Source organism: Deltaproteobacteria bacterium (assembly GCA_020848745.1).
GTDB lineage: Bacteria > Desulfobacterota > Binatia > UTPRO1 > UTPRO1 > UTPRO1.
Map to the genome: position 1 here is coordinate 1 of JADLHM010000009.1, position 22170 is coordinate 22170.

The 22170-nt window shown below is 70.7% G+C and carries 20 protein-coding genes; 16 read left to right on the forward strand and 4 right to left on the reverse strand.

The genetic code is table 11. The features are described 5' to 3' along the window. From pilM to IT293_00850, 11 genes are all read left to right on the forward strand, one after another. Positions 1–824: type IV pilus assembly protein PilM (pilM, locus tag IT293_00800; GenBank protein MCC6763175.1), on the forward strand; the 824-nt coding region annotated here is incomplete at its 5' end. After that, complete coding sequence (locus IT293_00805; protein ID MCC6763176.1) at positions 821–1465, forward strand: PilN domain-containing protein; 645 nt, start codon at positions 821–823, stop codon at positions 1463–1465. The genes pilM and IT293_00805, both read left to right, overlap by 4 nt. Further along, positions 1462–2094, forward strand: coding sequence for a type 4a pilus biogenesis protein PilO (locus IT293_00810; GenBank protein ID MCC6763177.1), 633 nt, complete (start codon positions 1462–1464; stop codon positions 2092–2094). The genes IT293_00805 and IT293_00810 overlap by 4 nt, the downstream gene beginning before the upstream one ends. A 126-nt stretch (positions 2095–2220) precedes the next feature. Next, the gene (locus IT293_00815; protein ID MCC6763178.1) at positions 2221–2766 is read left to right on the forward strand and encodes a pilus assembly protein PilP; all 546 of its coding nucleotides are present in this window, start codon (positions 2221–2223) and stop codon (positions 2764–2766) included. Next, a complete protein-coding gene (gene pilQ, locus IT293_00820; protein MCC6763179.1) occupies positions 2763–5105 on the forward strand; it encodes a type IV pilus secretin PilQ in 2343 nt (780 codons plus the stop codon). Before IT293_00815 ends, pilQ begins: the two co-directional genes overlap by 4 nt. Positions 5106–5181: 76 nt before the next feature. Further along, the gene (aroC, locus tag IT293_00825) at positions 5182–6345 is read left to right on the forward strand and encodes a chorismate synthase (GenBank protein ID MCC6763180.1); all 1164 of its coding nucleotides are present in this window, start codon (positions 5182–5184) and stop codon (positions 6343–6345) included. After that, on the forward strand, positions 6346–6879 hold the full coding sequence (locus IT293_00830) for a shikimate kinase (protein ID MCC6763181.1): 534 nt from the start codon (positions 6346–6348) through the stop codon (positions 6877–6879). Next, a complete protein-coding gene (locus IT293_00835) occupies positions 6861–7925 on the forward strand; it encodes a 3-dehydroquinate synthase (GenBank protein ID MCC6763182.1) in 1065 nt (354 codons plus the stop codon). Before IT293_00830 ends, IT293_00835 begins: the two co-directional genes overlap by 19 nt. Before the next feature lie 29 nt (positions 7926–7954). Beyond that, positions 7955–8581 (forward strand): hypothetical protein, encoded by a 627-nt coding sequence (locus IT293_00840; protein MCC6763183.1) that lies wholly within the window; start codon positions 7955–7957, stop codon positions 8579–8581. Between the two features lie 23 nt (positions 8582–8604). Next, positions 8605–10233, forward strand: a complete 1629-nt coding sequence (locus IT293_00845) for a hypothetical protein (protein ID MCC6763184.1) — start codon at positions 8605–8607, stop codon at positions 10231–10233. 573 nt (positions 10234–10806) lie between these two features. Next, positions 10807–11007: a DUF2283 domain-containing protein gene (locus IT293_00850; protein MCC6763185.1), complete on the forward strand. Its 201-nt coding sequence runs from the start codon at positions 10807–10809 to the stop codon at positions 11005–11007. Positions 11008–11706: 699 nt separating this feature from the next. Here IT293_00850 and IT293_00855 read toward each other — a convergent pair. From IT293_00855 to IT293_00865, 3 genes are all read right to left on the reverse strand, one after another. Further along, positions 11707–14184: a right-handed parallel beta-helix repeat-containing protein gene (locus IT293_00855; GenBank protein ID MCC6763186.1), complete on the reverse strand. Its 2478-nt coding sequence runs from the start codon at positions 14182–14184 to the stop codon at positions 11707–11709. Between the two features lie 115 nt (positions 14185–14299). After that, positions 14300–15985, reverse strand: coding sequence for an ABC transporter permease (locus tag IT293_00860; protein ID MCC6763187.1), 1686 nt, complete (start codon positions 15983–15985; stop codon positions 14300–14302). Beyond that, entirely contained in the window at positions 15982–16935 is a 954-nt protein-coding gene (locus IT293_00865) for an ABC transporter ATP-binding protein (GenBank protein ID MCC6763188.1), read from the reverse strand. The genes IT293_00860 and IT293_00865 overlap by 4 nt, the downstream gene beginning before the upstream one ends. A gap of 168 nt (positions 16936–17103) precedes the next feature. Here IT293_00865 and aroQ point away from each other — a divergent pair, with 168 nt between their 5' ends. From aroQ to IT293_00890, 5 genes are all read left to right on the forward strand, one after another. Further along, positions 17104–17580: a type II 3-dehydroquinate dehydratase gene (aroQ, locus tag IT293_00870; protein ID MCC6763189.1), complete on the forward strand. Its 477-nt coding sequence runs from the start codon at positions 17104–17106 to the stop codon at positions 17578–17580. Between the two features lie 110 nt (positions 17581–17690). After that, the gene (accB, locus tag IT293_00875) at positions 17691–18086 is read left to right on the forward strand and encodes an acetyl-CoA carboxylase biotin carboxyl carrier protein (protein ID MCC6763190.1); all 396 of its coding nucleotides are present in this window, start codon (positions 17691–17693) and stop codon (positions 18084–18086) included. Between the two features lie 9 nt (positions 18087–18095). Beyond that, complete coding sequence (locus IT293_00880) at positions 18096–19418, forward strand: acetyl-CoA carboxylase biotin carboxylase subunit (GenBank protein ID MCC6763191.1); 1323 nt, start codon at positions 18096–18098, stop codon at positions 19416–19418. Then, positions 19415–20350 carry a hypothetical protein gene (locus tag IT293_00885; GenBank protein MCC6763192.1) on the forward strand — a complete coding sequence of 312 codons (936 nt, stop codon included), beginning with the start codon at positions 19415–19417 and terminating at the stop codon, positions 20348–20350. Before IT293_00880 ends, IT293_00885 begins: the two co-directional genes overlap by 4 nt. Further along, positions 20347–21165, forward strand: coding sequence for an SDR family oxidoreductase (locus IT293_00890; GenBank protein MCC6763193.1), 819 nt, complete (start codon positions 20347–20349; stop codon positions 21163–21165). Before IT293_00885 ends, IT293_00890 begins: the two co-directional genes overlap by 4 nt. A gap of 21 nt (positions 21166–21186) precedes the next feature. On the opposite strand, the gene IT293_00895 is transcribed toward IT293_00890, so the two are convergent. Further along, a complete protein-coding gene (locus IT293_00895) occupies positions 21187–22116 on the reverse strand; it encodes a TIGR03560 family F420-dependent LLM class oxidoreductase (protein MCC6763194.1) in 930 nt (309 codons plus the stop codon). Between the last annotated feature and the right edge of the window lie 54 nt (positions 22117–22170).

The window sequence follows — 22170 nt, forward strand, 5'->3', positions numbered from 1 at the left end:
CCGCCGTCCCGGGGCCCGCGGTCATGATCAAGAAGCTGCACCTGCGCGCCGAGGACGAGGCCAATCTCGAGAACCACGTGATGCTCGAGGCCGGGAACGCGATTCCCGAGAGCCTCGACAACGTCACCATCGACTACCAGATCGCCAACTACGCCGAGAACGGCGAGATCGAGGTCGTCCTCGTCGCCGTCAAGAAGGACATCCTCAACAGCTTCACCGCGGTGATCCGCGACGCCGGGCTGAATCCGCAGATCGTCGACGTCGACTACTTCGCCCTCGAGAACATGTTCGAGCTCAACTACTCGATCGACGAGGGCCAGGTCGTCGGGCTCGTGAACATCGGGGCGCGCTACTGCTCGATCAACATCCTGCGCGGCGGCCGGTCGTCCTTCACGGGCGACATCCCGGTCGGCGGCGCCGAGTTCACCGACGTGCTCATGCGCAACCTCGGCGTGTCGGTGGCCGAAGCCGAGCTGCTGAAGACCGGCGGCGCCGTGCGCGACTTCCAGCCCGACCAGGTGGAGGCGGCGCTCGCTCCGGGCGTGCAGTTCCTGGTCGAGGAGATCCACCGGGCGCTCAGCTTCTACTGGCGCTCCGACGCGGAGGACCCGCTGGCGGCCGTCTACCTCTCGGGCGGCACGGCGCGTACCGAGGGCCTGACGCGCGTGCTCGGCGAGCGTCTCGAGACGCCGGTCGAGCTCGTGAAGCCGCTCGAGCGGGTCACGCTCGCGGGCGGCGTCGACGCCGATTTCGTCCGGGACAACGCTTCGTCGTTGGCCGTTACCGTCGGGCTCGCGTCCCGGCGTCCGGGAGACAAGTCGTGATTCGCGTCAACCTGTTGCCGGTCCGCGAGGTCGAGCGGGAGGCCGGTCGTCGGCAGGAGACCCGGCTCGTCTACCTGAGCGCGGTCCTCGTGCTGGTCGTGCTCGCGGGCATCGAGGTCGCGACCCGCATGCGCCTGGCGCCCCTCAAGAAGGAGTACGCGAGGCTCCAGGCGGACATCGTCGCTCTCGACAAGAAGTCGGCGGAGCTCGCCAAGCTCGAGACCGAGCGCAATGACCTCGAGGAGAAGCTCAAGACCATCGCGACCCTCGAGGCCAAGAAGATCGGGCCGGTGAACGTGCTCGCGGATCTCAGCGACGCGGCGCCCGAGCAGGTGTGGCTCCTCGAGTTCAAGGAGAGCGGCGGGCTCGCGACGATCAGCGGGCTCGGGCTCGACGACCAGACCATCGCCAACTTCATGCGCAACCTCGCCGGATCGCCCTATTTCGACAACGTCGATCTCGTCGAGACGGCGCAATCCGAGCTCGACGGCGTGCAGCTGAAGCGCTTCGTCGTGAACGCGCGCCTCTCCTACTCCGGCAAGGCGCTCGGCGCGGCGCCGCGCAACCTCAAGTTTCCGGAGCCGACGAACAAGGGCGGGACCAAGCGCAAGCCGGGTCAGCGCAAGGGGAGCCGCGCATGAACGACCTTCTCGACCGTTTCTTCGAGCTCGAAAACCGCCAGCGTGTCATGGCGGTGGCCGGCGTCCTCGCGGTCGTCTTCGGGACCTACTGGTACTTCGTCTATGCGGGGCGTCGCGCCGAGACGGTCTCGGTGACCGCCAAGATCAACGATCTGCGCCAGCAGCGCGACGCGAAGGAGAAGCTCGTCGCCAACATGGGCGAGCTCCAGGAGACCGTGCGGGAGCTCGGCGCGCAGCTGAAGCAGGCCGAGGCGCAGCTTCCGGACTCGAAGGAGATCCCCGACCTCCTGAGCAGCGTCTCGTCGGCGGGACGCGACGCGGGGCTCGAGGTCATCTCGTTCCGTCAGCGGCAGGAGGAGCTCAAGGACTTCTACGCCGAGGTGCCGGTCGACGTGACGGTGCGCGGCAACTATCACGAGGTCGCGGCCTTCTTCGACCGCGTCGGCAAGCTCGACCGCATCGTGAACGTCGGCGACATCCTGATGCAGACGCCGCGGCGCGAAGGCGACGAGATGATCGTCGACACCGCCTGCTCGGCCACCACCTTCCGCTTCCTCGACGAGCGGGAACGCGCCGAGATCGCCAAGGAAAAAGCGGCTAAGGCCAAGGAATCCAAGAAGAAAAAGTAAATGAGGTCGCTCATGCGAGGGAAACGGAACATCACGGTTGCGGCAGTGCTCGCCTCGGGGGTCGTGCTCGCCGTGCGTGTGCTTCCCGCGACCGCGGCGTCCGACGGGGGCGCGCTCGGCGGTCCGATGGCGGCGATCGCGAAAGCGCGTGCCGCCGCCGACAAGGCGGAGCAGCGGGCCGATCGTCACGACGCGGAAGCCGCGAAGACGGTCGACGACGCACCGCGTGGAAGACAGGCGGGGCAGAAGGCGGCCACCGTCCCTAGCGGTCAGGACGCGCAAGCGCCCCAAGAACAGGCGGGGGCGGCGTCGAGCGACGGGGCGCCGGCGCTTCCCACCTACGATGCGCGCGCCCATCGCGATCCGTTCACGCCGCCTCGCCTCAATTCGACGGCCGATGCCCGGACGCCGCTCGAGACCTACCAGATCGGACAGCTGAAGCTCGTCGGCGTCGTCGCGCAGCCCCCGCAGGGCTATCGCGCGATGGTGGAAGATTCCGCCGGACTAGGCTACATCATCACCACCGGGACGCCCATCGGGTCGAGCGGCGGGGTGGTGCGCAGCATCGAATCCAGACGCGTAGTCATCGAGGAGAGCACTCGCGACTTCTACGGCGACGTGAAGCCGAAAGAGGTCGTGATGGAGCTGCCTCAGGAGGATCGATCGCCATGAGGATGCAGGAGCAGGGTTTGGGAGCGGCGGTGGTGAAGGTGGTTGGTGTCCTGCTCCTCGGCTTTCTGGGATGTACGCGGACGCTCGAACGACCGGCGTCGCATGGGCACGCGAAGTCGCAGATGCAACCTGCGACGAGCGCGCAAGCCGCGCCGGTAGCGGCTCCGGCGGCCGCGCCGCAGGAGGCCGTCGTCGCGGCGCCGAGCGTGCCGCCGGCGAGCGCGCCGATCGAGACGCCCGTCGAGGCGGAGCTCCGCGTTCACGAGATCCGGCTCGCCGAGCGCGAGTCGCGCGCGGCGCTCGTCGTTCGCTTCTCGCGGCCCGTCGATGCCGTCTCCCATTTCGCTTTGAGCTCGCCGAACCGCGTCGTCATCGACGTCGCGGGGCCCGTGCCGGACGTGGTCACGAACCGCGGCTACGTGGTGAGCGGTCACGGCGTGGCGCGCGTACGCGTCGGCGCGCACGAGGGCAAGCTCCGCCTCGTGACGGACGTCGAGGGCCGCATCCCCTCGTACGAGGTCGCGGCGGACGGACGGCAGGTGACCGTCCTGCTCGGCGAGACGGCCGAGCCGGTCGACGAGATCGTGTATCTCGCCCCGGGCATCGCGCCAGCGGTCGAGGAGCCGACCACGGCCGTCGCGGCGGCGCCCGCGGCCGAGCCGGCTCCGGCGGAACCCGCGGCGGCGCCTCCGCCGGTCGCGGCCCCCGAGGTCGCGCTCCCCGAGGTCGCGCCCCCGACCCAGCTTTCCGCGGAGCCCGAGCTCGCCCCCGAGCCGGCGCTCGCGGCGGCCGACACGACCATCGGCGAGGACGAGTCCGCGGTGCTCGCGGCGAACAGCTCGCGCGGCGGCCGTAGCGGCCGCGCGAAGTCCAAGGCCGCCGTCGCCTCCATCCCGGGGGGCACGATCGAGGCGGCGCCGAACTCGCCGCGCGAGTACACCGGCCAGCGCATCTCCCTCGACTTCAAGGACGCCGACATCCAGAACGTGCTGCGCATCCTCGCCGACGTGAGCGGCCTCAACATCATCACGACCGACGACGTGCAGGGGAAGATCACCATGCGCCTCGTCGAGGTGCCGTGGGACCAGGCCCTCGACTCGATCTTGAAGGCGCGCGGCCTCGACATGGTGCGCGACGGCAACATCATCCGGGTCTCGACCGTCGAGAAGCTCAAAGACGAGCGCGAGGCGCTGCGCGCGGCCAACGAGGCGCAGGCGCAGGCCGAGCCGCTCAAGGTCCGCTACATCCGCGTCAATTACGCCAAGGCGGACGAGAAGTTCGTCAAGAAGGTCCAGGACATCCTGACCGATCGCGGGGTCGCGACGTGGGACGAGCGCACCAACACGATCGTCGTGCGCGACATCGACAAGGGCATCGCCGACGCCGAGGAGATGATCTCCCACTTCGACACCCAGACGCCGCAGATTCTGATCGAGGCGAGCATCGTCGAGGCCACCGAGAACTTCGCCCGCGATCTCGGCATCCAGTGGGGGTACACGTATCGGGCCGGCCCCGAGGTCGGGAACTCCACCGGCCAGAATTTCCCCGGCCGCGTCAGCGCCGGCGGCAGCGGCCTCGGCACCGGCTCCGGGTCGGTCGCGCCCGGCCAGATCCCGGCCGGCCGGGTGCCGTTCCTCGCGGACTTTCCCGCGTCGAGTGTCGCTCCGGGCCTCGGCTCGGCCTTCGACGTGCTCCTCGGATCGCTCGACGGCTCGAAGTCGCTCGCCGCGCGCCTCACCGCGCTCGAGCGCGAGGGCAAGGGCAAGATCATCTCGCGGCCGCGCGTCGTGACCCTGAACAATCAGGCGGCCAACATCGAGAGTCTCGAGATCCTGCGCGTCAAGCTGCCGAGCACCGGCACCGTCATCAGCACCGGGGCGGGCGGCGTGGCGGGTGGATCCCAGGCGGCGACGGAGCAGATCAAGACCGGCATCACGCTCACCGTGACGCCGCAGCTCTCCTCGGACGGTTTCGTCTTCCTCGACGTGTTCGCGAAATCGAGCGCGCTCCAGCCGCCGTCACAGTCGCAGGCGCCCTCGCCGGACGGCATTCCGAACGAGATCAGCCGCCAGGCGGAGTCGCACGTGCTCATCAAGGACGGCGAGACCTTCGTGCTCGGCGGCGTCTTCCGCAACGTGCTGAACGATCAGGACAACGGCGTGCCGTACCTGCGGTCGATCCCGGTCCTCGGCTGGGCGTTCAAGAACACCGTGACCGCCGACAACCGCCAGGAGCTCCTGGTCTTCATCACACCACGATCGGTGCGTGCGCGCGGGACGGAGGACCTCGCGAGCCTCCCGTCGGCCGAAGATCTGTGGCAGAATCGCAGCAATCCCTGAGACGCGCGGCGGCATGACCCCTCGCACCGCGCGTCGCGCCCCGCCCTTCGTCTTGGCGCTGCCGGAGTGACATCGAGTGCTACGCTTTCTCACCGCCGGTGAATCCCACGGACCGTGCCTCACGGCGATCGTCGAAGGCTGCCCGGCGGGTTTTCCGATCGACATCGACGCGGTGAACGCCGACATGCGCCGCCGCATGCTGGGCTACGGCCGCGGCGGTCGCATGAAGATCGAGCAGGACACGGCCGAGCTGCGCTCGGGCGTCCGGTTCGGCGAGACGCTCGGGTCGCCCATCACGCTCGTCGTCGAGAACCGCGACTGGAAGAACTGGACCAAGAAGATGTCGTCGCGTCCCGAGGACCGGGATGCGCAGATTCCGGTCACGCGACCGCGGCCGGGTCACGCCGACCTCGCCGGCGTCCTCAAGTACGACCATGACGACGTGCGGAACGTCCTCGAGCGCGCGAGCGCCCGCGAGACCGCGGCGCGCGTCGCGGTCGGCGGCGTCGCCAAGTGCCTGTTGCGGCCCTTCGGCATCGTCGTGCGCGCCTGGGTCGCCGAGATCGGTGACGTCGTCGCGCGCCATGCGGGTCTCGATCCGGAGGCGATCTTCGCCGCGGCCGAGGCCTCGGAGGTGCGCGTCGCCGACCCGGAGGCCGAGCGCAAGATCATCGCGGCCATCGACGACTGCAAGAAACGCGGCGATACGCTCGGCGGCATCGTCGAGGTCGTGACCACCGGGCTTCCGCCGGGACTCGGCAGCCACGTGCACTGGGATCGCAAGCTCGACGGACGGCTCGCCCACGCGCTCATGAGCATCCAGGCGGTGAAGGGCGTCGAGATCGGGCTCGGCTTCGAGACCGCGCGCCGTCCCGGGTCCGCCGTCCACGACGAGATCTACTTCGACGACGCCAAGAGCGCGTTCGTTCGCCGCACCAACATGGCGGGCGGGACCGAGGGCGGGATGACGTCCGGGGCGCCCCTCGTGGTGCGGGCCGCTTTCAAGCCGCTCGCGACCTTGATGAAGCCGCTGCACTCGGTCGACATCGGCACCAAAGCCGAGGCCAAGGGCGCCATCGAGCGGTCCGACGTCTGCGCGATTCCGGCGGCCGCCGTGATCGCCGAGGCGGTGGTCGCGTTCGTCGTCGCGGACGCCTTCCTCGAGAAGTTCGGCGGGGATTCCTTGAAGGAGATCCGCCGCAACCACGAAGGGTATTTGCAGCAGATGGCGCAGTTCTGAATGAAGGGGCGTGCGGTCGTGTTGATGGGGTTCATGGGGACGGGCAAGAGCGAGGTGGGCCGCCGATTGGCGCAGCGGCTCGGCCGTTCGTTCGTCGACACCGACCAATCGATCGAGGAGCGCGCGGGAAAGCGCATCGCGGCGATCTTCGCCGACGAGGGCGAAGCCGCGTTCCGCCGCCTGGAGCGCGAGGCCGTGGCCGACGCGGTGGGGCGCGGCGGCGCCGTCATTGCGGTCGGTGGCGGAGCGGTGATCGACCCGGACAACGTGCGACGGCTCCGCGACGCCGGTGTGCTCGTCCATCTCACCGCGCGTCCCGAGATCATCCTGCGGCGGGTTGGCGCCGGGGTGAACCGGCCCCTCCTGCGGGGCGATCCGCGCACCGCGGTGACGCGCCTCCTCGCCGAGCGTGGTCCGGTCTACGCGGCGGCGGCGGACGTCACGATCGACACGTCGGAGCGAAGCGCGGAGCAGGTCGTCGAAGAGATCCAACAGGCGCTCGGGCGCTCAGAGCAATGGAAGTCGTCAACGTAGAGCTTGGGGACCGCGCCTATCCGATCTATGTCGGTGCCGGTTGCCTTGGGGATTTGGGAACGCGTCTCGCGGAGACGGGGAAACGAGTGGCGGTGGTGACCAATTCGACGATCGCGAACCTCTATCTGGACGACGCAGTCGCGTCGCTGGTCCGCAGCGGCTTCGATCCCGCGGTCATCCAGATCCCGGACGGCGAGGAGCACAAGAACCTCGCCTGGCTCGCGTTCGTGTACGACCGGCTGATCGACGCGGGCGTCGACCGCGGCGGCGCGGCGATCGCGCTCGGAGGCGGGGTCGTCGGCGACCTCACGGGCTTCGCCGCGGCCACCTATCTGCGCGGCATCGATCTCGTGCAGGTGCCGACCACGCTGCTCGCCCAGATCGACTCCTCGATCGGCGGCAAGACCGGCATCAACCATCCGGCCGGCAAGAACCTGCTCGGCGCGTTCAAGCAGCCGCGATTCGTGCTCGCCGACGTCGAGTGCCTGCGGACGCTGCCGCGCCGCGAATACGTCGCCGGGCTCGCCGAGGCGATCAAGACCGGCGCGATCCTCGACGCCGAGCTCTTCGCGCTCCTGGAGGCGGAGCTTGCGGGCATCCTGCGGCAGGAGCGCGACCTGCTGGTGCGGGTGGTGCGACGCTGTTGCCAGTTGAAGGCGCTCGTCGTCGTGGCGGACGAGACCGAGAGCGGGTATCGGGCCATCCTCAACTTCGGCCACACGATCGGCCACGCGATCGAGAGCCTCACCGACTACACGACGTATCTGCACGGGGAGGCCGTCGCGATCGGCATGGTCGCGGCCGCGCGCGTTTCGCAGCGGCTCGGACACTGCGGCGAGGCGACCGTGCGCCGGCTCACGACGCTCGTGGACCGCTGTGGGCTCCCGACCGAGGTGCCGAGCGACCTCGGCCGCGACGCGCTCGCCCTCGCCATGCGCACCGACAAGAAGGCGCTTGGAGGGACCATCAAGTTCGTCTGTCTCGAAGGAATCGGCACGACCAGATTCGAGCGGCTCGGCTGTGAAGACATCGTTCGTTACGTCTGAAGAACTCACGTGAAGGGGAGGGTGCGGGTATGAGAGGATCGCGGATGGTCATGGCGGCGGCGTGCTTCGCGTTGGCCGCGTGCGGCGGGGGCGGCGGCGGCGGATCGAACGACAACGGGGTCTCGCTGCGTTTCTCGGGCGTCTTTCAGGAGACGCGGGAGCAGGTCGCGCCGGCGGCCGATCAGTTTCCGACGCCGGACGAGGCGGTCGGCGACACGGGGTCGTTCGTCATTCTCGGCGAGGACCTGACGGTCCCGCGCGACTACAACAACGACGGCGACCTCGACGGTGGCTTCCTCGGCGTGTCGAACAATATGGACCAGTCCGTGAACCTCACGAAGGTCACGGTCGAGATCTACATCGCGGGGGCCAAGCTCGCGAACCCGGTGGTGACCGACTCGGTTCCGCTGTCCACGTCGCTGCCGCCCGCGAGCATCGACGAGCAGGGCACGCGCACGCCGTCGCAGAGCTTCGCGCAGACGGTGTTCGTGCGTCCCGACGTGATGGCGTTCCTAGCGGCCAACCAGAACCTGCTGCCGACGCCGCCGTTCGACATGACCGTCGTGATGACGATCACCGGGATCAGCGACACCGGCGACAGCTTCGACACCAACGAGGTCAGTTACGCGGTCGCCGTCCTGGCGCCGTCGCTGTGACGGGGAGAGAGGGGAGGATGACGATGCGCGCACGCAAGTGGGTGATGGGAAGCGTCGCGGTGCTGGCGCTCGCGACCGTGGTCGTGAGTTGCGGCGGCACCGGCGGCGGTAGCGGCAGCAAGGGCGACACCGGAAACCAGTTCATCTTGAACAGCAACAACTCCGGACGCCTCAACCTGAACGTGAGCCCGGCCGAGGTCGACGCCAACAAGTCCGACCGCATCGGCTTGATCGCGACCCTGAGCGACAGCTTCGGCAGGGGCATCCAGGGCGTGGTGATCACGTTCGGCTCGGACATCGACGACATCACGTTCCTTCCCGCCGACGGTGTGGCGGTGACGGACGCGCTCGGTCGCGCCGACATCATCGCCGTGGCCGGGTCGACGCCGACCGGCACCGGCGCCATCGTCGGCACCGGCGCCATCTTCGCGCAGACGCCGAGCGGCTTCGGCCTGCGCGCGCAGGTGCCGATCACGCTCTACGACGTCGGGTTCATCGACGCGGAGGTTCTCGGTGTCATCCCGTCGGCGCTGAGCGTCGTCGAGCCGGCGCCGGGGCAGGTGCTGTTCTTCAACATCGTCGGCGGCACGCCGCCGTACCAGCTGAAGAACGAGGTGAGCGGCATCGGCGCGGCCGTCATCTCGCAGCACTGCCTCCCGGGATGCACGGAGAACGGCGGGGTGCTCTGTGTCGGCAGCCCCTGTCAGTCGGATTCCGACTGCAACGTCAACGCATCGCCCACACCTGCGGGAGTGTGCGCCGGTCCGATCAAACGCTGCCTCGCGAGCTGCGCCGGCACCAACTGCGCTGGGTCGCGTTGCGGCACCGACGCCGACTGCAACGACGGCTCCTCCACGCCGGCGAACGTCTGCAAGGACTCGGGCCAGTCCATCGCCTACATCATCGCGGCCGATCCTGCGGCCGGTACGCACGGCTTCGTCGTCGAGGACTCGGCGGCGGGCGCCGTGAACGTCGAGGTCACCGTGAGCTTCGTTTGCGGCAACGGCGTGGCGAGCGGCGACGAGCAATGCGACCTCGGCGATCTCCGCGAGCAGACGTGCGAGAGCCTCGGCCAGGGCACGGGCATTCTTTCGTGTGGTACCGACTGCACGTTCGACTTCACGAACTGCACCTTCGCGACGCCGACGCCGGGCGGCGGAGGTGGCGGCGCGACCGCGACCCCGGGTGGGCCGACCGCGACGTCGGCGACCGGCACGCCGACGCCGACCCCGACGGTCACGCCCGCCAACACACCGACGCCAGGCGTGGGCGTGCCGTCGAACCTGGCGCTCGCGCTCCTCACCAACGGCTCGGGGGACAACGGCAACGGTACCCTCACGACGGTGATCGCGGCGACGGTGACCGACACGAACGGCAACCCGGTTCCCGACGGCTCGAACGTGTTCTTCAACATCTCGGGCGCGACGCAAGGAGCGATCGTCAACAGCCCGTCGGCGACGAACGCCAACCCGCCATGCGACGTCACGAACTTCGAGACCGATACGGGGGTCGCGGTTCTGAACCAGTCCGGCGTCGCGCACACCTGTGTCACCTACCCGTCGACGTCGGCGGGCACGCAGATCACCCTGAATGCGAACTCGGGCGCGGCGTCCGATTCGCAGACCTTCAACCTGCCGCCGCCGCCTCCGTAAGCGGCGGCAGTCGTTCGAGTCGAGCGGGGAGCGGCGCCACGGCGTCGCTCCCCGTTTCGTTTTCAGGCGGTCGGGAGCCCCGGCAGGTGGTCGACGCAGAGCCGCACGAGCGCCTTCAAACGCCGCCGGCCGGGTGCCGTTCCCGAAAACGATCCCGTGGCTTCAGGGATGGTGGCGTCGAAGCGATCGGAGTCTGGTCGAGTGATGCCGCGTCAGATCGAACCCATCGGCAACGTTGCTCCGAGCCTGGCTAGCGCGGACGAGTGGGACCGATCGCAGCTCCGAGAGCTCACGCTCGACGAACGACTGAGGATCGCAGAGACGCTGCGTGATCGAGCCTACGGGCCCAATCATCCCGACGTTCGTGATTCCGAGCACCACGGATGAGAGCCGAGCACTTTTCGGCCGACGCTCGAGACCGCATGCGTCCCCTCGTCGGATCACGATAAAGAACGAGTGTGAAGGCGACACAGTACTTCGAACATGTCCGCCAACGTCCCGAGTGATCTTGTTGCCCGACGGCGAGACGGTCCACAATGCGTTCTTCGACCGGTCGTTCAAGGAGCGCGACAGATGAGAGTAAAGTATTTTCTGGACACCGACACCGCCCTGCTCGAGTTTACGGACAACGCTGTGTCCGAAACTCGGGAGATATCCGAAAGCATCTATGTCGATCTCGACGGCGAGGGGAACCTCGTGAGCATGACGATCGAGCACGCGCGCTCTAACGCCAGGCTGCACGAGTTCTCGTACTGCGAAGTGCTGGGATCGTAGTCTGGCGAGAGGGTGATCAGCCGAGTACGCGCTCGGGGAGTGCCCGGCGTCGACACCTCCGAGGATTTCTTGCGGCCGGGGGTCGTCGTCCAGTTCGGTCGGCCTCCACATCGTATCGACCTGCTGAGCACGATCGACGGCGTTACGCTTGGCGATGCGTGGCAGCGTCGGAAGGTCGAGGCGCTCGTCGACGAGGATGGGGCCGTCACGTCGGTCGCGTTCATCGGCCTCGGGGACCTTCTTCGAAACAAACGAGTATCGGGCAGACACGAAGATCTCGACGACGCCGAGCATCTTTCGACGATCCAGAGCTCGGAACGAGGATAGGAGTGAGGGCGCTCTACGCGGTCAACAACCGCGGCAGGTGCTCGGCGCAGAGTCGCGCGAGCGACTTCAACGCCGCCGGCTGCGTGCCGTTCTCGAGGGTCGCGAGACGGCGACTACCTGAGGGATGCGGACCACCTGTCGTCCGAAGCGTCGCGGCTTGCCGCCGCCTATCCAGTCGATGCGCCGTGCGGCGGCTCTTCATCGACGAGATCACGGCGGTGGCGGACTGGGAGCGTGGCCTGAAACGAGTGATAGACCGAGGAGAGTTGCGAAGCGTTCTGGTGGTCACTACGGGCTCGCGCGCAACCGACCTCCGGCGCGGCAAGGCTTGAAGCCCACGCCCGGTCGTTCCGGCCGAGGGGTGAGCGCCTTTCAGAGCACCGTCGAGGGCACGCACAACTCGCGCGGTCCGAACACCGTGAACGTGTCGGGACCGAACTGATTGAGCGAATACAGCGTGTCGTGCGTCGGCATGCCGGCGGCGCTGCGGATCTGGTAGCAGACGAGGTGGGTGTTCGGGTCGAGGATACCTTCGCCGTTCTTGTCGACCGGGGCGCAGTAGCGGACCGGCCGCTTGATGGCGCCGTCGATCGAGCCGAACTGGTCGGTGACCGTGATCGAGTCGGCGCGGAAGTAGCCGCGCGCCTTGTAGCACTTGAAGTGGTCGATCGCCGGCGTGTAGCTGGCGATCGGGCCGCTGTGGCTCTTCGCGCTCGGGACGAGCAGCGCGTCCGGTCGCACCAGGTCGAGCGCGACCGCGCCGAACTGATTGGTCACGATGAAGCCTCGGACGGGCGTGAAGCGCGGCGTCGTCTGCTTGATCGTGTAGGCCGCCAGGTGGTCGGGATCGAGCGGCGCCGTCGGATCCTCGCCGTTCTTGTCGGCCGGCGCGCAGAAGCGCTTGCCGCGGAGCACGCGCACGGTGCTCGCGCCGAAATGGTCGACGAGCGAGACCCCGCTCAAGCGGAGCGGCGGCCGGTGCGTTTCGTAGCACTGGAAGTGGTCGAGGTCGCCCGGCGTCGGCGTCGGTCCCGGCACCGTGGCGGTCGGCGGGGGCGGCGTCTCGGTCGGGTCCGCAGTGCTCGTCGCGGTCGGCGTGGACATGCCGGTGGGTGTCGCCGTCGGGGTCGGCGTCGGTGTTCCGGTGGACGTCGTGGTCGCGGTCGGAGAGGCGCTCGCGGTCGGCGTCGGCGTCCCGGTGGATGTTGCGGTCGCGGTCGGAGAGGCGCTCGCGGTCGGCGTCGGCGTCCCGGTGGATGTTGCGGTCGCGGTCGGGGAGGCGCTCGCGGTCGGCGTCGGCGTTCCGGTGGACGTCGTGGTCGCGGTCGGAGAGGCGCTCGCGGTCGGCGTCGGCGTCCCGGTGGATGTTGCGGTCGCGGTCGGAGAGGCGCTCGCGGTCGGCGTCGGTGTTCCGGTGGACGTCGCGGTCGCGGTCGGAGAGGCGCTCGCGGTCGGCGTCGGCGTCCCGGTGGACGTCGTGGTCGCGGTCGCCGTCGGGGTCACGACCGGCGATCCCGTCGTCGTCGGGGTTGCCGTCGGCGCGGCGAGCGGCTCGCACGGCGTGGTGTCCGAAGGCACGGTCAGGAAGGGGTCCGTGTCGACGTTGACCGACGCCGTGTCGCAGCCGGCGGTGTTGGCGCCGGTCGCGCATCCCCACCAGTTGTTCTCGGCGTCGATCGTCTCGCCCCCGGCGTAGGCGGCGCCGGCGAGGTTGCCGTAGAGGTTGTTGTCGCTGGCGACGTTCGTCGCGATCGTGCCGGCGGCCTGTCCGTCGCTGTAGAAGATGCCCGTTCCCGCGAGCGCCGCCGCGCACGTCCCACCGCCGAGGCAGTCGCCGTCGGTCGTGCACGGCTCGCCGTCGTTCGTGCCGCCGCCGCATGCGAGGCCGAGGCCGTTCGTCGAGAAGCAGTTGCTGGTGATCGCGACGTTCTGCGCGCCGACCGCCGGGTCGGCGTCGCCGAAGCTCGTGAGCAGGAGGCCGTAGCGGCCGTTCCCCGAGAAGGTGTTGCCGTCGACCGAGGAGTTCTGCATGCCGCCCTGGAGACCGTCGAGGAGGTTGTCCGCGAAGGTGTTGCGCGCGATCGCCATCTGGTCCGCCGCGGCCGCGCCGAAGCTCACGCCGACGCGGTTGCTCTCGAAGCGGTTGTCGGCCATCTCGGGCGTCCCCGCATCGACGTTGGGGCCGACGTTCTGCGTGCCTTCGGCCAAGAAGCCGTAGGTACGGACGCCGTTCCGAACGCAATTGTCCAGGAAGGCGAGACCGTCGAAGTCGTTGGCCCCGTCGAGGTGGAAGAGCGCGTTCGGGCCGGTCGCGCTCGCGCCGTCGATCTCGTTCTGCTCGAACCGCGTGCTGCTGGCGTCGGCGCCGAAGAACGCGCCGCTGTCCGTGAAGCCGACGATCCGGTTCGAGAAGAACTTGAGGCGGCTGAGGGGGCCGCCGACGACGTCGATGCCGCGCGTGCCGCCTTGAAATGTGAACCCGTCGACGGTCGCGCTCGACGCCCCCAGCGTCAGCGTCAACCCGACGCCGCCCGCGGGCGCGACGACGGTCTCCGTGTCGAGGCGGTCGCATGCCGGCACGCCGCTCTGGGCGCCGCGCAGGATCACGTTCTTCCCGAGCGTCAGGTTCTCGACGTACGTACCGGCGGCGACGACGATGACGTCGCTGCTCACGGCGACGCCGATCGCGAACTGGATCGTGCAGCACGGCGTTCCCGTACACGGCGCCGTATCACTGCACGCGACGCTGTTGTCGACGTTGCGCGTGACCGCGCCCGCCACGCTCGGCGCGAACGCTACACTCGCGATCCACGCCGCCGCCCAAAGCCTCCGCCCGATCGCTCCCGTCATCCTCCACCTCGCTCGCGCGGCCCGCCGCGCGCGTCCGCTGCTGCCCGAGAGCTAGGACGCCCGCGTTCCGTGGTCAACCGGAAGTCGCCATGCGAGGTCGCACGGCGCGCGGTGGTCACGACGCCGCGAAGCGACGACGTCGGAAGAGCGCGAGCCCGACCGCCAGGTACGCGAGGCCGTGCGCGATCAGCACGCCGGTCGGCAGGAGGGCGGCGTCGAGCGGCTGGCGGCGGATCATGAGATCGTTGTAGGCGGCCATCGCCCAGGTCGTCGGGAACGCCAGCGCCACGCGCTGCATCCACGGCGGCTCGAGATCGATCGGCCACCAGCAGCCCCCGACCGCCGCCATCGTCACGATGACGATCGAGCCGAGCGGCAGCACGGCTTCGCGTGAGCGGACGAGCCCCGCGACGACGAGTCCGAAGGCGGTGGCGGCGAAGACGATTCCGGCGGTCGGGAGCGCGAGCGCCCAGGGCTCGGGTCCGAGCGAGATGCCGAAGCAAAGCCGCCCGACGATCAGCAGGAGCGTCATCTGGGCGCAGCCGACGGCGAAGCGTGTCACGAGCTTCGCGAGCAACGTGACGTCGAGCGCCACCGGCATCGTGCGCAGGCGCGCGAGCGTCCCCCAGTCGCGCTCGTCGAGAAGGCCGAGCGACACGCCGAGCAGCATGCCGAGGAGGAGGAACGTCACGCTGAATCCGGGGACGTTCTGGTCGAAGGTGTTCAGGCGCTCGGGCGCGCCGGTCACGCTCCGCTCGGCGATCTCGATGGCGCCGGGGAGCGCGATGGCCGGCGGCTCGGGCAAGCTCGGGACGCGGAACGCCGGCAGCGTGGGCAGGGCCGGGGGCATCACGGAGGGCACGCTGACGTCGGGAAGCGGCAGCGGGGTCCTGCCGACGAGGCGCTCGGCGAGCGCGTCGGGGTCCATGCGGACGAGTTCGCTCACCGCGAACGGGACGCGGGGGCGCGCCGGCGGAGGCGGCAACCGGTCGGCGTAGCGTCCGGCGTTGCGATGGACGGTGCGCCACCAGCGCGTGAACGCGGCCTCCGCTGCCTCGAGCTCGGCGACGAACCGCCGGAGCGGTCCGAGCTCGGCGGCGAGGCGGGCGCTCGCGAGGCTCGCTTGCAGCTCGGTCGCCTCGGCGACCGCCGCCCGCAGCTCTCGCGCCGCATCCGCTTCGAGCGCGTGCGCCTGCGCCGTGGTCGCCGCGCGCGCCGCCGCGAGCCGTCCCGGCAGCGCCTCGAGTTCGCGCGCCAGCGACTCCGCCGAACGCGCGAAATCGACGCGGGTATGCTCCATGCGGGCGCGCAGGCGCGCCAGCCGGCGGCCGGCGCGGTCGCGCGCGCGCCGCTCGATGGCGTGGCGGATCTCCTGCACGAGCGCCCGCACGTTCGCGATCTCGAGGTACTTCACGGGATCGGTCAGCAGCTCGACGTCGACGGGACGCCCCGCCGCGAGAGCGCGCGAGGCGCCGCGCGGGATCACGAGCGCCACGCCTGCCCGCCGGCGTTCGACGAGCGCGGCGGCGTCGACGCGGCTGCCGACCGCCTCGACCGCGACGGCTTCGTGGCGGCCGAGGGCGTCGCGGAAGGCACGGCCCACGCGCCCGCCGTCCTCGTCGGCGACCGGCAGCAGGTAGGCGGTCGTGCCGCGCGGGCCGGCGCCGTAGAGGCTCGCGAGCGAAAATCCGGCGACGGTGATGACGACGATCGGCGCGATCGTGAGGAACACGAGGCCCACGCGATCGCGCGCGAGCAAACGGAAGTCCTTGCCGATCGCGGCCGCGAGCGCGCGCATCATGGAACGCGCCCGTCGTCGTCGCCGTCACGCAGCGCGTGCCCGGTCAGCTTGAAGAAGGCGTCGGCGAGCGTCGGCCGGTCGAAGCGCAGCTCGACGACCTCGCCCCCGGCCCGTGCGGCGCGGGCGAGGAGCACGGGAAGCGCCGTGGGGTCGTCGAGCGCGAGCGTCGTCCGCGTGCCGTTCGCCGCGAGCACGCGGACGCTGCCGAGACCGTCCAGCCAATCCGGCGCCGGCGGCCGGAGCGTCCGGAGCGAAAGGCTCGCCGCGATGCCGCTCGCGCCGACCAGGTCGGCCGTCACGCCGCTCGCGACGATCCGGCCTTCGTCGAGCATCACCGTCCGCGTGCAGGCGCGCTCCGCTTCCTCCATGTCGTGGGTGCTCACGAGGACGGCGGTACCGTCCGCGGCGAGGGCGGCGATCGCCCCGTGCAGGCGCTCGCGCGAGCGCATGTCGATGCCCGCGGTCGGCTCGTCGAGGAGGAGCACGCGCGGTGCGTGCAGGATGCCGCACGCGAGGTTCAGGCGCCGTCGCAGGCCGCCCGAGTAGGTCGCCACCGCATCGTCGGCGCGCGCGGCGAGCCCGACGCTATCGAGGGTGCGGCCGATCGCGGCGGTGGCGGCGCGCGCGTCGAGCCCGAGCATACGGCCGAAGAAGCGCAGGTTCTCGCGTCCCGTGAGCGTCGGGTAGAGCGCCGGATCCTGCGGCACATAGCCGAGGACGCGGCGCGCCGCGCGCGCCGCGCGCGGCAGCGCGTGCCCGGCGACGACGACGGTGCCCTCGTCGGGGGCGAGCAGCGTCGCGAGGATCGCGAGCGCCGTCGACTTCCCGGCGCCGTTCGGTCCGAGCAATCCGACGACCTCGCCGGCCTGCACTTCGAGGTCGATGTCGGCGAGCACCGTGCGCTCGCCGTATCGCTTGCGCAGATCCGCGACGACGATCGCCGATTGCATGCGACCCATCTTTGCATATTGGCGTGCTATACGCGCGGCATAACTTGACCGGCTCATGTCTATAGACTTAGACTTGCGCCCGCGTGAGGACGCGAGGGTGAACGCGAGGTCGCAGGCGTGAGCGCGAGGTCGCTGGAAGAGGGGCGTGCGCGCGGCAAGACCGTGCTCGTGCTGCACGGTCCGAACTTGAATCTCCTCGGCCGCCGTGAGCCCGACGTGTACGGAGCGCTCACGTTGCAGGAGGTTGACGACCGCCTGCGCGCGTTGGCGACCGAGCTCGGCGTGCGCGTCGAGATCGTGCAGTCCAACGCCGAGGGCGAGCTAGTCGACCGCATCCAGGCGGCCGCCGGCGGCGCGTCGGCGATCGTCATCAACCCCGCCGCCTATACGCACACGAGCATCGCCATCCGCGACGCGATCCTCGCCGTCGGGTTGCCGGTCGTCGAGGTGCATCTCTCGAACATCCACGCCCGCGAGGAATTTCGGCATCGGTCGCTCGTCAGCGACGTCGCCGTCGGACAGATCTCGGGCTTCGGTGTCGACAGCTACCTTCTCGGGCTGCGCGCCGCCGTGCACGTCATAGCCGACGGGCGGCGCCGCTCGCTGAAGACGCGACGACCCCAGAAGGCGCGTCGGCCGGCGTGAGCCCGCGGCGCCGCGCGTCGGCCAGCGCCGACCGTACGCCGGCGGTGAACGGACCCGCGGGCAGCCGCGCGCTGTCCGACCCGCGCGAGCTCAAGAAGCTCGCTGCCCTCATGGAAGAGAGCGGGCTCGTCGAGCTCGAGATCGACGGCGGCGGCGAGCGGGTGCGGCTCGTGCGCGGCCGGGTCGGCGCGGGCGGCGCGCCGGAGGCCGAAGCCTCGATCCCTGCCGCGCGGAGCGCGCGCCGCGACGCTGAGCCCGACGGCGGCGCGCGGTCGATCACCTCGCCGATGGTCGGCACTTTCCATCGCGCCGCGGCGCCCGAGGCGCCCGCCTACGTCGAGGTAGGCGACGTCGTCGAGCGCGGGCAGGTGCTCTGTCTCGTCGAGGCCATGGAGATGATGAACGAGATCGAGGCGGAGTCCCGCGGGCGGATCGTGCGGATCCTGATCGAGAACGGCCGCCCGGTGGAGTTCGGCGAGCCGCTCTTCCTCGTCGAGCCGGTGTAGGATCGCGGCATGTTCCGGAAGATCCTGATCGCGAATCGCGGCGAGGTGGCGCTGCGGGTGATGCGGGCATGCCGCGAGCTCGGCGTCGACACGGTCGCCGTCTGTTCGACCGCCGACCGCGACGCGCTGCACGCGCGGCTCGCCGACGAGCGCGTGTGCGTGGGTCCGGAGCGCTTCGAGGACAGCTATCTCAACGTGCCCGCGATCCTCTCCGCGGCGCTCTCGCGCGGCGCGGATGCCGTGCATCCCGGGTACGGACTCCTCGCCGGGAGCGGCGACTTCGCCGAAGCCTGCGAACGGTCGGGCCTGGTCTTCATCGGGCCGCGCGTCCGGCATCTCCGACTCATGGGGGACAAGCCGCGGGCGCGGCGCATCGTCGAGAAAGCCGGCGTGCGCGTGCTGCCGGGCAGCTCCGAACCCCTCGCCGATCTCGCCGACGCGCGCGCCGTCGCGGACGCGATCGGCTATCCGCTCCTCGTGAAGACGGCGGCCGGCGGCGGCCGCGGCCTCGGCGTCGCCCGCGGTCCCGAGGCGCTCGCGCCGGCCTTCGCGGTCGCGCGCGGCGAGGGCGAGCGCGCCTTCGGCAACAACCTCGTCTATGTCGAGCGCTACCTCGAGCACGCACGCCACGTCGAAATGCAGCTCGTCGCCGATCGCGACCGGCGCGTCGTGCTCCTCGGCGAGCGCGACTGCTCGGTACAACGCGAGCGGCGGAAGCTCGTCGCCGAGGGTCCGGCGATCGACCTTCCCCGCGGCCTCCGCGGCAAGCTCGCCGAGGCGGCGATCGCCGCGGCGACCGCCGTCGGGTACACCAACGTCGGCAGCGTCGCGTTCCTCGTCGAGGGCGACGGCACCTTCCATTTCATCGAGATGAACACGCGCCTCCAGGTCGAGCACGCCGTGCCCGAGGTGCTGACGGGCGTCGATCTCGTCCGCGAGGGCATCCGCATCGCCGCGGGCGAGCCGCTCTCGGTCGGCGCCAAGGACGTGACCGTGCGCGGCCACGCGATCGAGTGCCGCGTCCACGCCGAATGGCCGGAGGGCGCCGCGGCCGTCCGCCATACGGTGCGGGCGTTCCATGCGCCGGGCGGCCTCGGCATCCGGGTCGAGTCGGCGCTCGAGGTCGGCGACGTGGTCGCCGCGGACGACGTGCTCGCCAAGGTGCTCGCGCACGGCGCGACGCGCGCCGAGGCGCTGGAGCGCCTGCGCGCGGCGCTCCCGGAGCTCGTCATCGACGGCGTGCCGACCGACCTCGATCTCCACCGCGGCATTCTTGCCGATCCCGCGTTCGCGCGCGGCCCCGTGCACACGACTTGGCTCGACGCCCGATGACGTCGCCGGTGGCGGGGGCGGTGCGCGCGCTCGCGGCGGCGGTGGCGGCCGGCGCGATCGGGTGCGCGGGGGGCGAAGCGGCGCGTCTCGCGGTGACGCCGCTCCCGCCCGAGACGGTCGGCGACGTGGCGCGCGTATCCTTCGAGCTCCGGAACGAGGGCGGTCGACCTCTCGCTCTCGATCGCGTCCTACCCGCCTGCGGGTGCGGCGGCCGGTTGCGCCTTCCGCCAGAGCTCGCGCCGGGTGCGACGACGCGCCTCGATGTCGAATGCCGCGGGCCGCGGATCGCCGGCGACGACGCGCGCGAGCTGCGTCTGCGCACGAGCGATCCCCGGAGCCCCGAGACGCTGCTGCGCGTGGAGCTCGGCCGCGCGCCCGCGGGTCTTCCGCCCGTGTATCTCGGGTACGTCGCCGTCGGCGCGACGCTCGTGCGCGACGTTTCCGTGCCGCTCGCGGCGGGCGACGTGGCGCCGCGCTCCGGGGGCGAGGTCGCGGTCGAGCCGCAGCCGCCCGCCGGCGACGGGACGCGTCTCGCGCGCCTGCGCTTCACGCCGCGCGCCGCCGGGGTCGTCCGCACGACGGTCGACCTCGGGTCGGCGGGACGCTTGCCGCTCACCGCGATCGCCTACGAACGCGTGATGGCGTTTCCGGCCGAGGTCCGCGTGCCGCGCCCGACCGGCGCGCCGGGAATGCCGAGCGTGACGCTCGTCGCCACCGGGGCGGCACCGCTCGCCATCGCGCGCGTCGAGTATCCGTCCGGCGTCGCGGGCGAGCTCCGCACGGTCGTGCCGGGGCGGCAGTATCGTCTCGTGCTGCAGGCCCGGGGCGCGCTCCCGACCCGCGATGCCGCGATCCGGGTCCTCGCCGAGGGAACGGCCGACCCCGTGCTGGTGATCCCGTTCGTCGACGCGGCGCCTGGAGATGACGCATGAGTCGGGGGTTCGCCGATCAGGTCGCGATCGTCACCGGCGGTGCCTCCGGCATCGGACGCTCGCTCGCGAGTGCGCTCGTGCGAGCGGGGGCGCGCGTCGTCGTCGCCGACACGGACGGCGAGCGCGCCGAGGCCGTTGCCCGCGAGCTCGGCGAGCGCGCCCGTTCCGAGATCGTGAACGTCACGGACTCGGTCGCGCTGCGACGCGCGATCGAGGGCACGGCCGCACGCGAAGGGCGTCTCGACCTCCTCTTCAACAACGCCGGCATCGCCGTGTTCGCCGACGCGCGCGACACCTCGCTCGACGACTGGAACCGGCAGATCGACGTCAATCTGCGCGGCGTCGTGCACGGTATCGTCGCCGCGTACCCGCTCATGCTGCGCCAGGGCTCGGGCCACATCGTGAACACCGCGTCGGCGGCCGGGCTCATCCCGTCGCCGGCGACGATCGCGTATGCCGCGACGAAGCACGCGGTCGTCGGCCTTTCGCTCACGCTCCGCGCCGAGGCGCGTCCGCACGGCGTGCGCGTGAGCGTCGTCTGTCCCGGCGTCATCGAGACGCCGATGGTGCAGACGGCGAAGCTCGTCGGACCGACGCGCGAACGGGTGCTCGCCGCCTTGCCCCTCCGCCTCCATTCGCCGGATCGGCTCGCGGCCGCCGTGCTCCGTGGCGTCGCGCGCAACCGCGCCATCATACCCTTCACGCCCGAGCTGCGCTTCTTGTGGGCGCTCCACCGGCTGAGCCCGCGCCTCTCGCTCGCGATCATGGGCCGGTGGTACCGCACGACGCCGTTCTACCGCGGACGCGGCGACTGAGATGCGGCCGCCCGCGACCGCTCAGCGGAAGCGGGGCAGGACGCGCTCGGCGAAGAGGCGCGCCGGCTCGCGGACGTCGCGTCCGAAGAACTCCATGACCATCATGGTGCAGCCGAGCGCCACGTGCGCCTCGATCCTCTCGATGCATTGCTCGGCCGTACCCGCGATGGCGAGCGGCCCGCCGGCGCCCATGTGGCCGCCGTAGATCGCCGCGGCCTTTGCGCTCTTGGCGCGCGCGTCGGCCTCGTCGTCGCCGATCACGACGAGGCACTGCTGCGAAACGCGGATCGCCGCCGGATCGCGACCGACCGCGGCGCAGTGCTCGCGGAGCTTCGCGACCTTGGCGCCGAGGTCGTTCTGGTGGACGGCGAGGTTGTTCCAGACGTCGGCGTGGCGGGCGGCGAGCCTGAGCAGGACCTTCTCGCCGCCGCCGCCGATCAGGATCGGCGGCCGGCGCACCGGCTTCGGCTCGCAGTACGTCGCGTCGAGCCGGTAGTGCTTGCCGGCGAACGACGGTTGCGCCTCGGTCCAGAGGAGCTTCAGGATCGTCGCCGTCTCGTCGAGCTGCTCGAGGCGGTCGCGGAGCGGAGGGAACGGCATGCCGTAGCCTTCGAACTCGGACTGGAACCAGCCGCTCCCGAGGCCGACGATCGCCCGGCCGTTCGTCACGACGTCGAGCGTCGCCGCCATCTTCGCGAGGAGCGCCGGGTTGCGGAATCCGACGGGGGTCACGAGCGTGCCGAGCTCGACCCGCGAGGTCAGCGCGCCGACCGCGGCGAGCGCGGTCCATGCCTCGAGGATCGGCAGGTTCGGCATCGGCACGCCGTAGAGGTGATCGTTGAACCACACGGAGTCGAATCCGAGCTCGTCGAGCGCGCGCGCGGCGGCCGCCGTGTCCGCCCAGGGGCGCTTGATCTGCGGCAGCGTGACTCCGAAATGCACCTTGGCCATGGCGTCGCCTCCTCGCCGGCGCGACTACCACGCCGGCTCCGCGCCCGCGAGCGA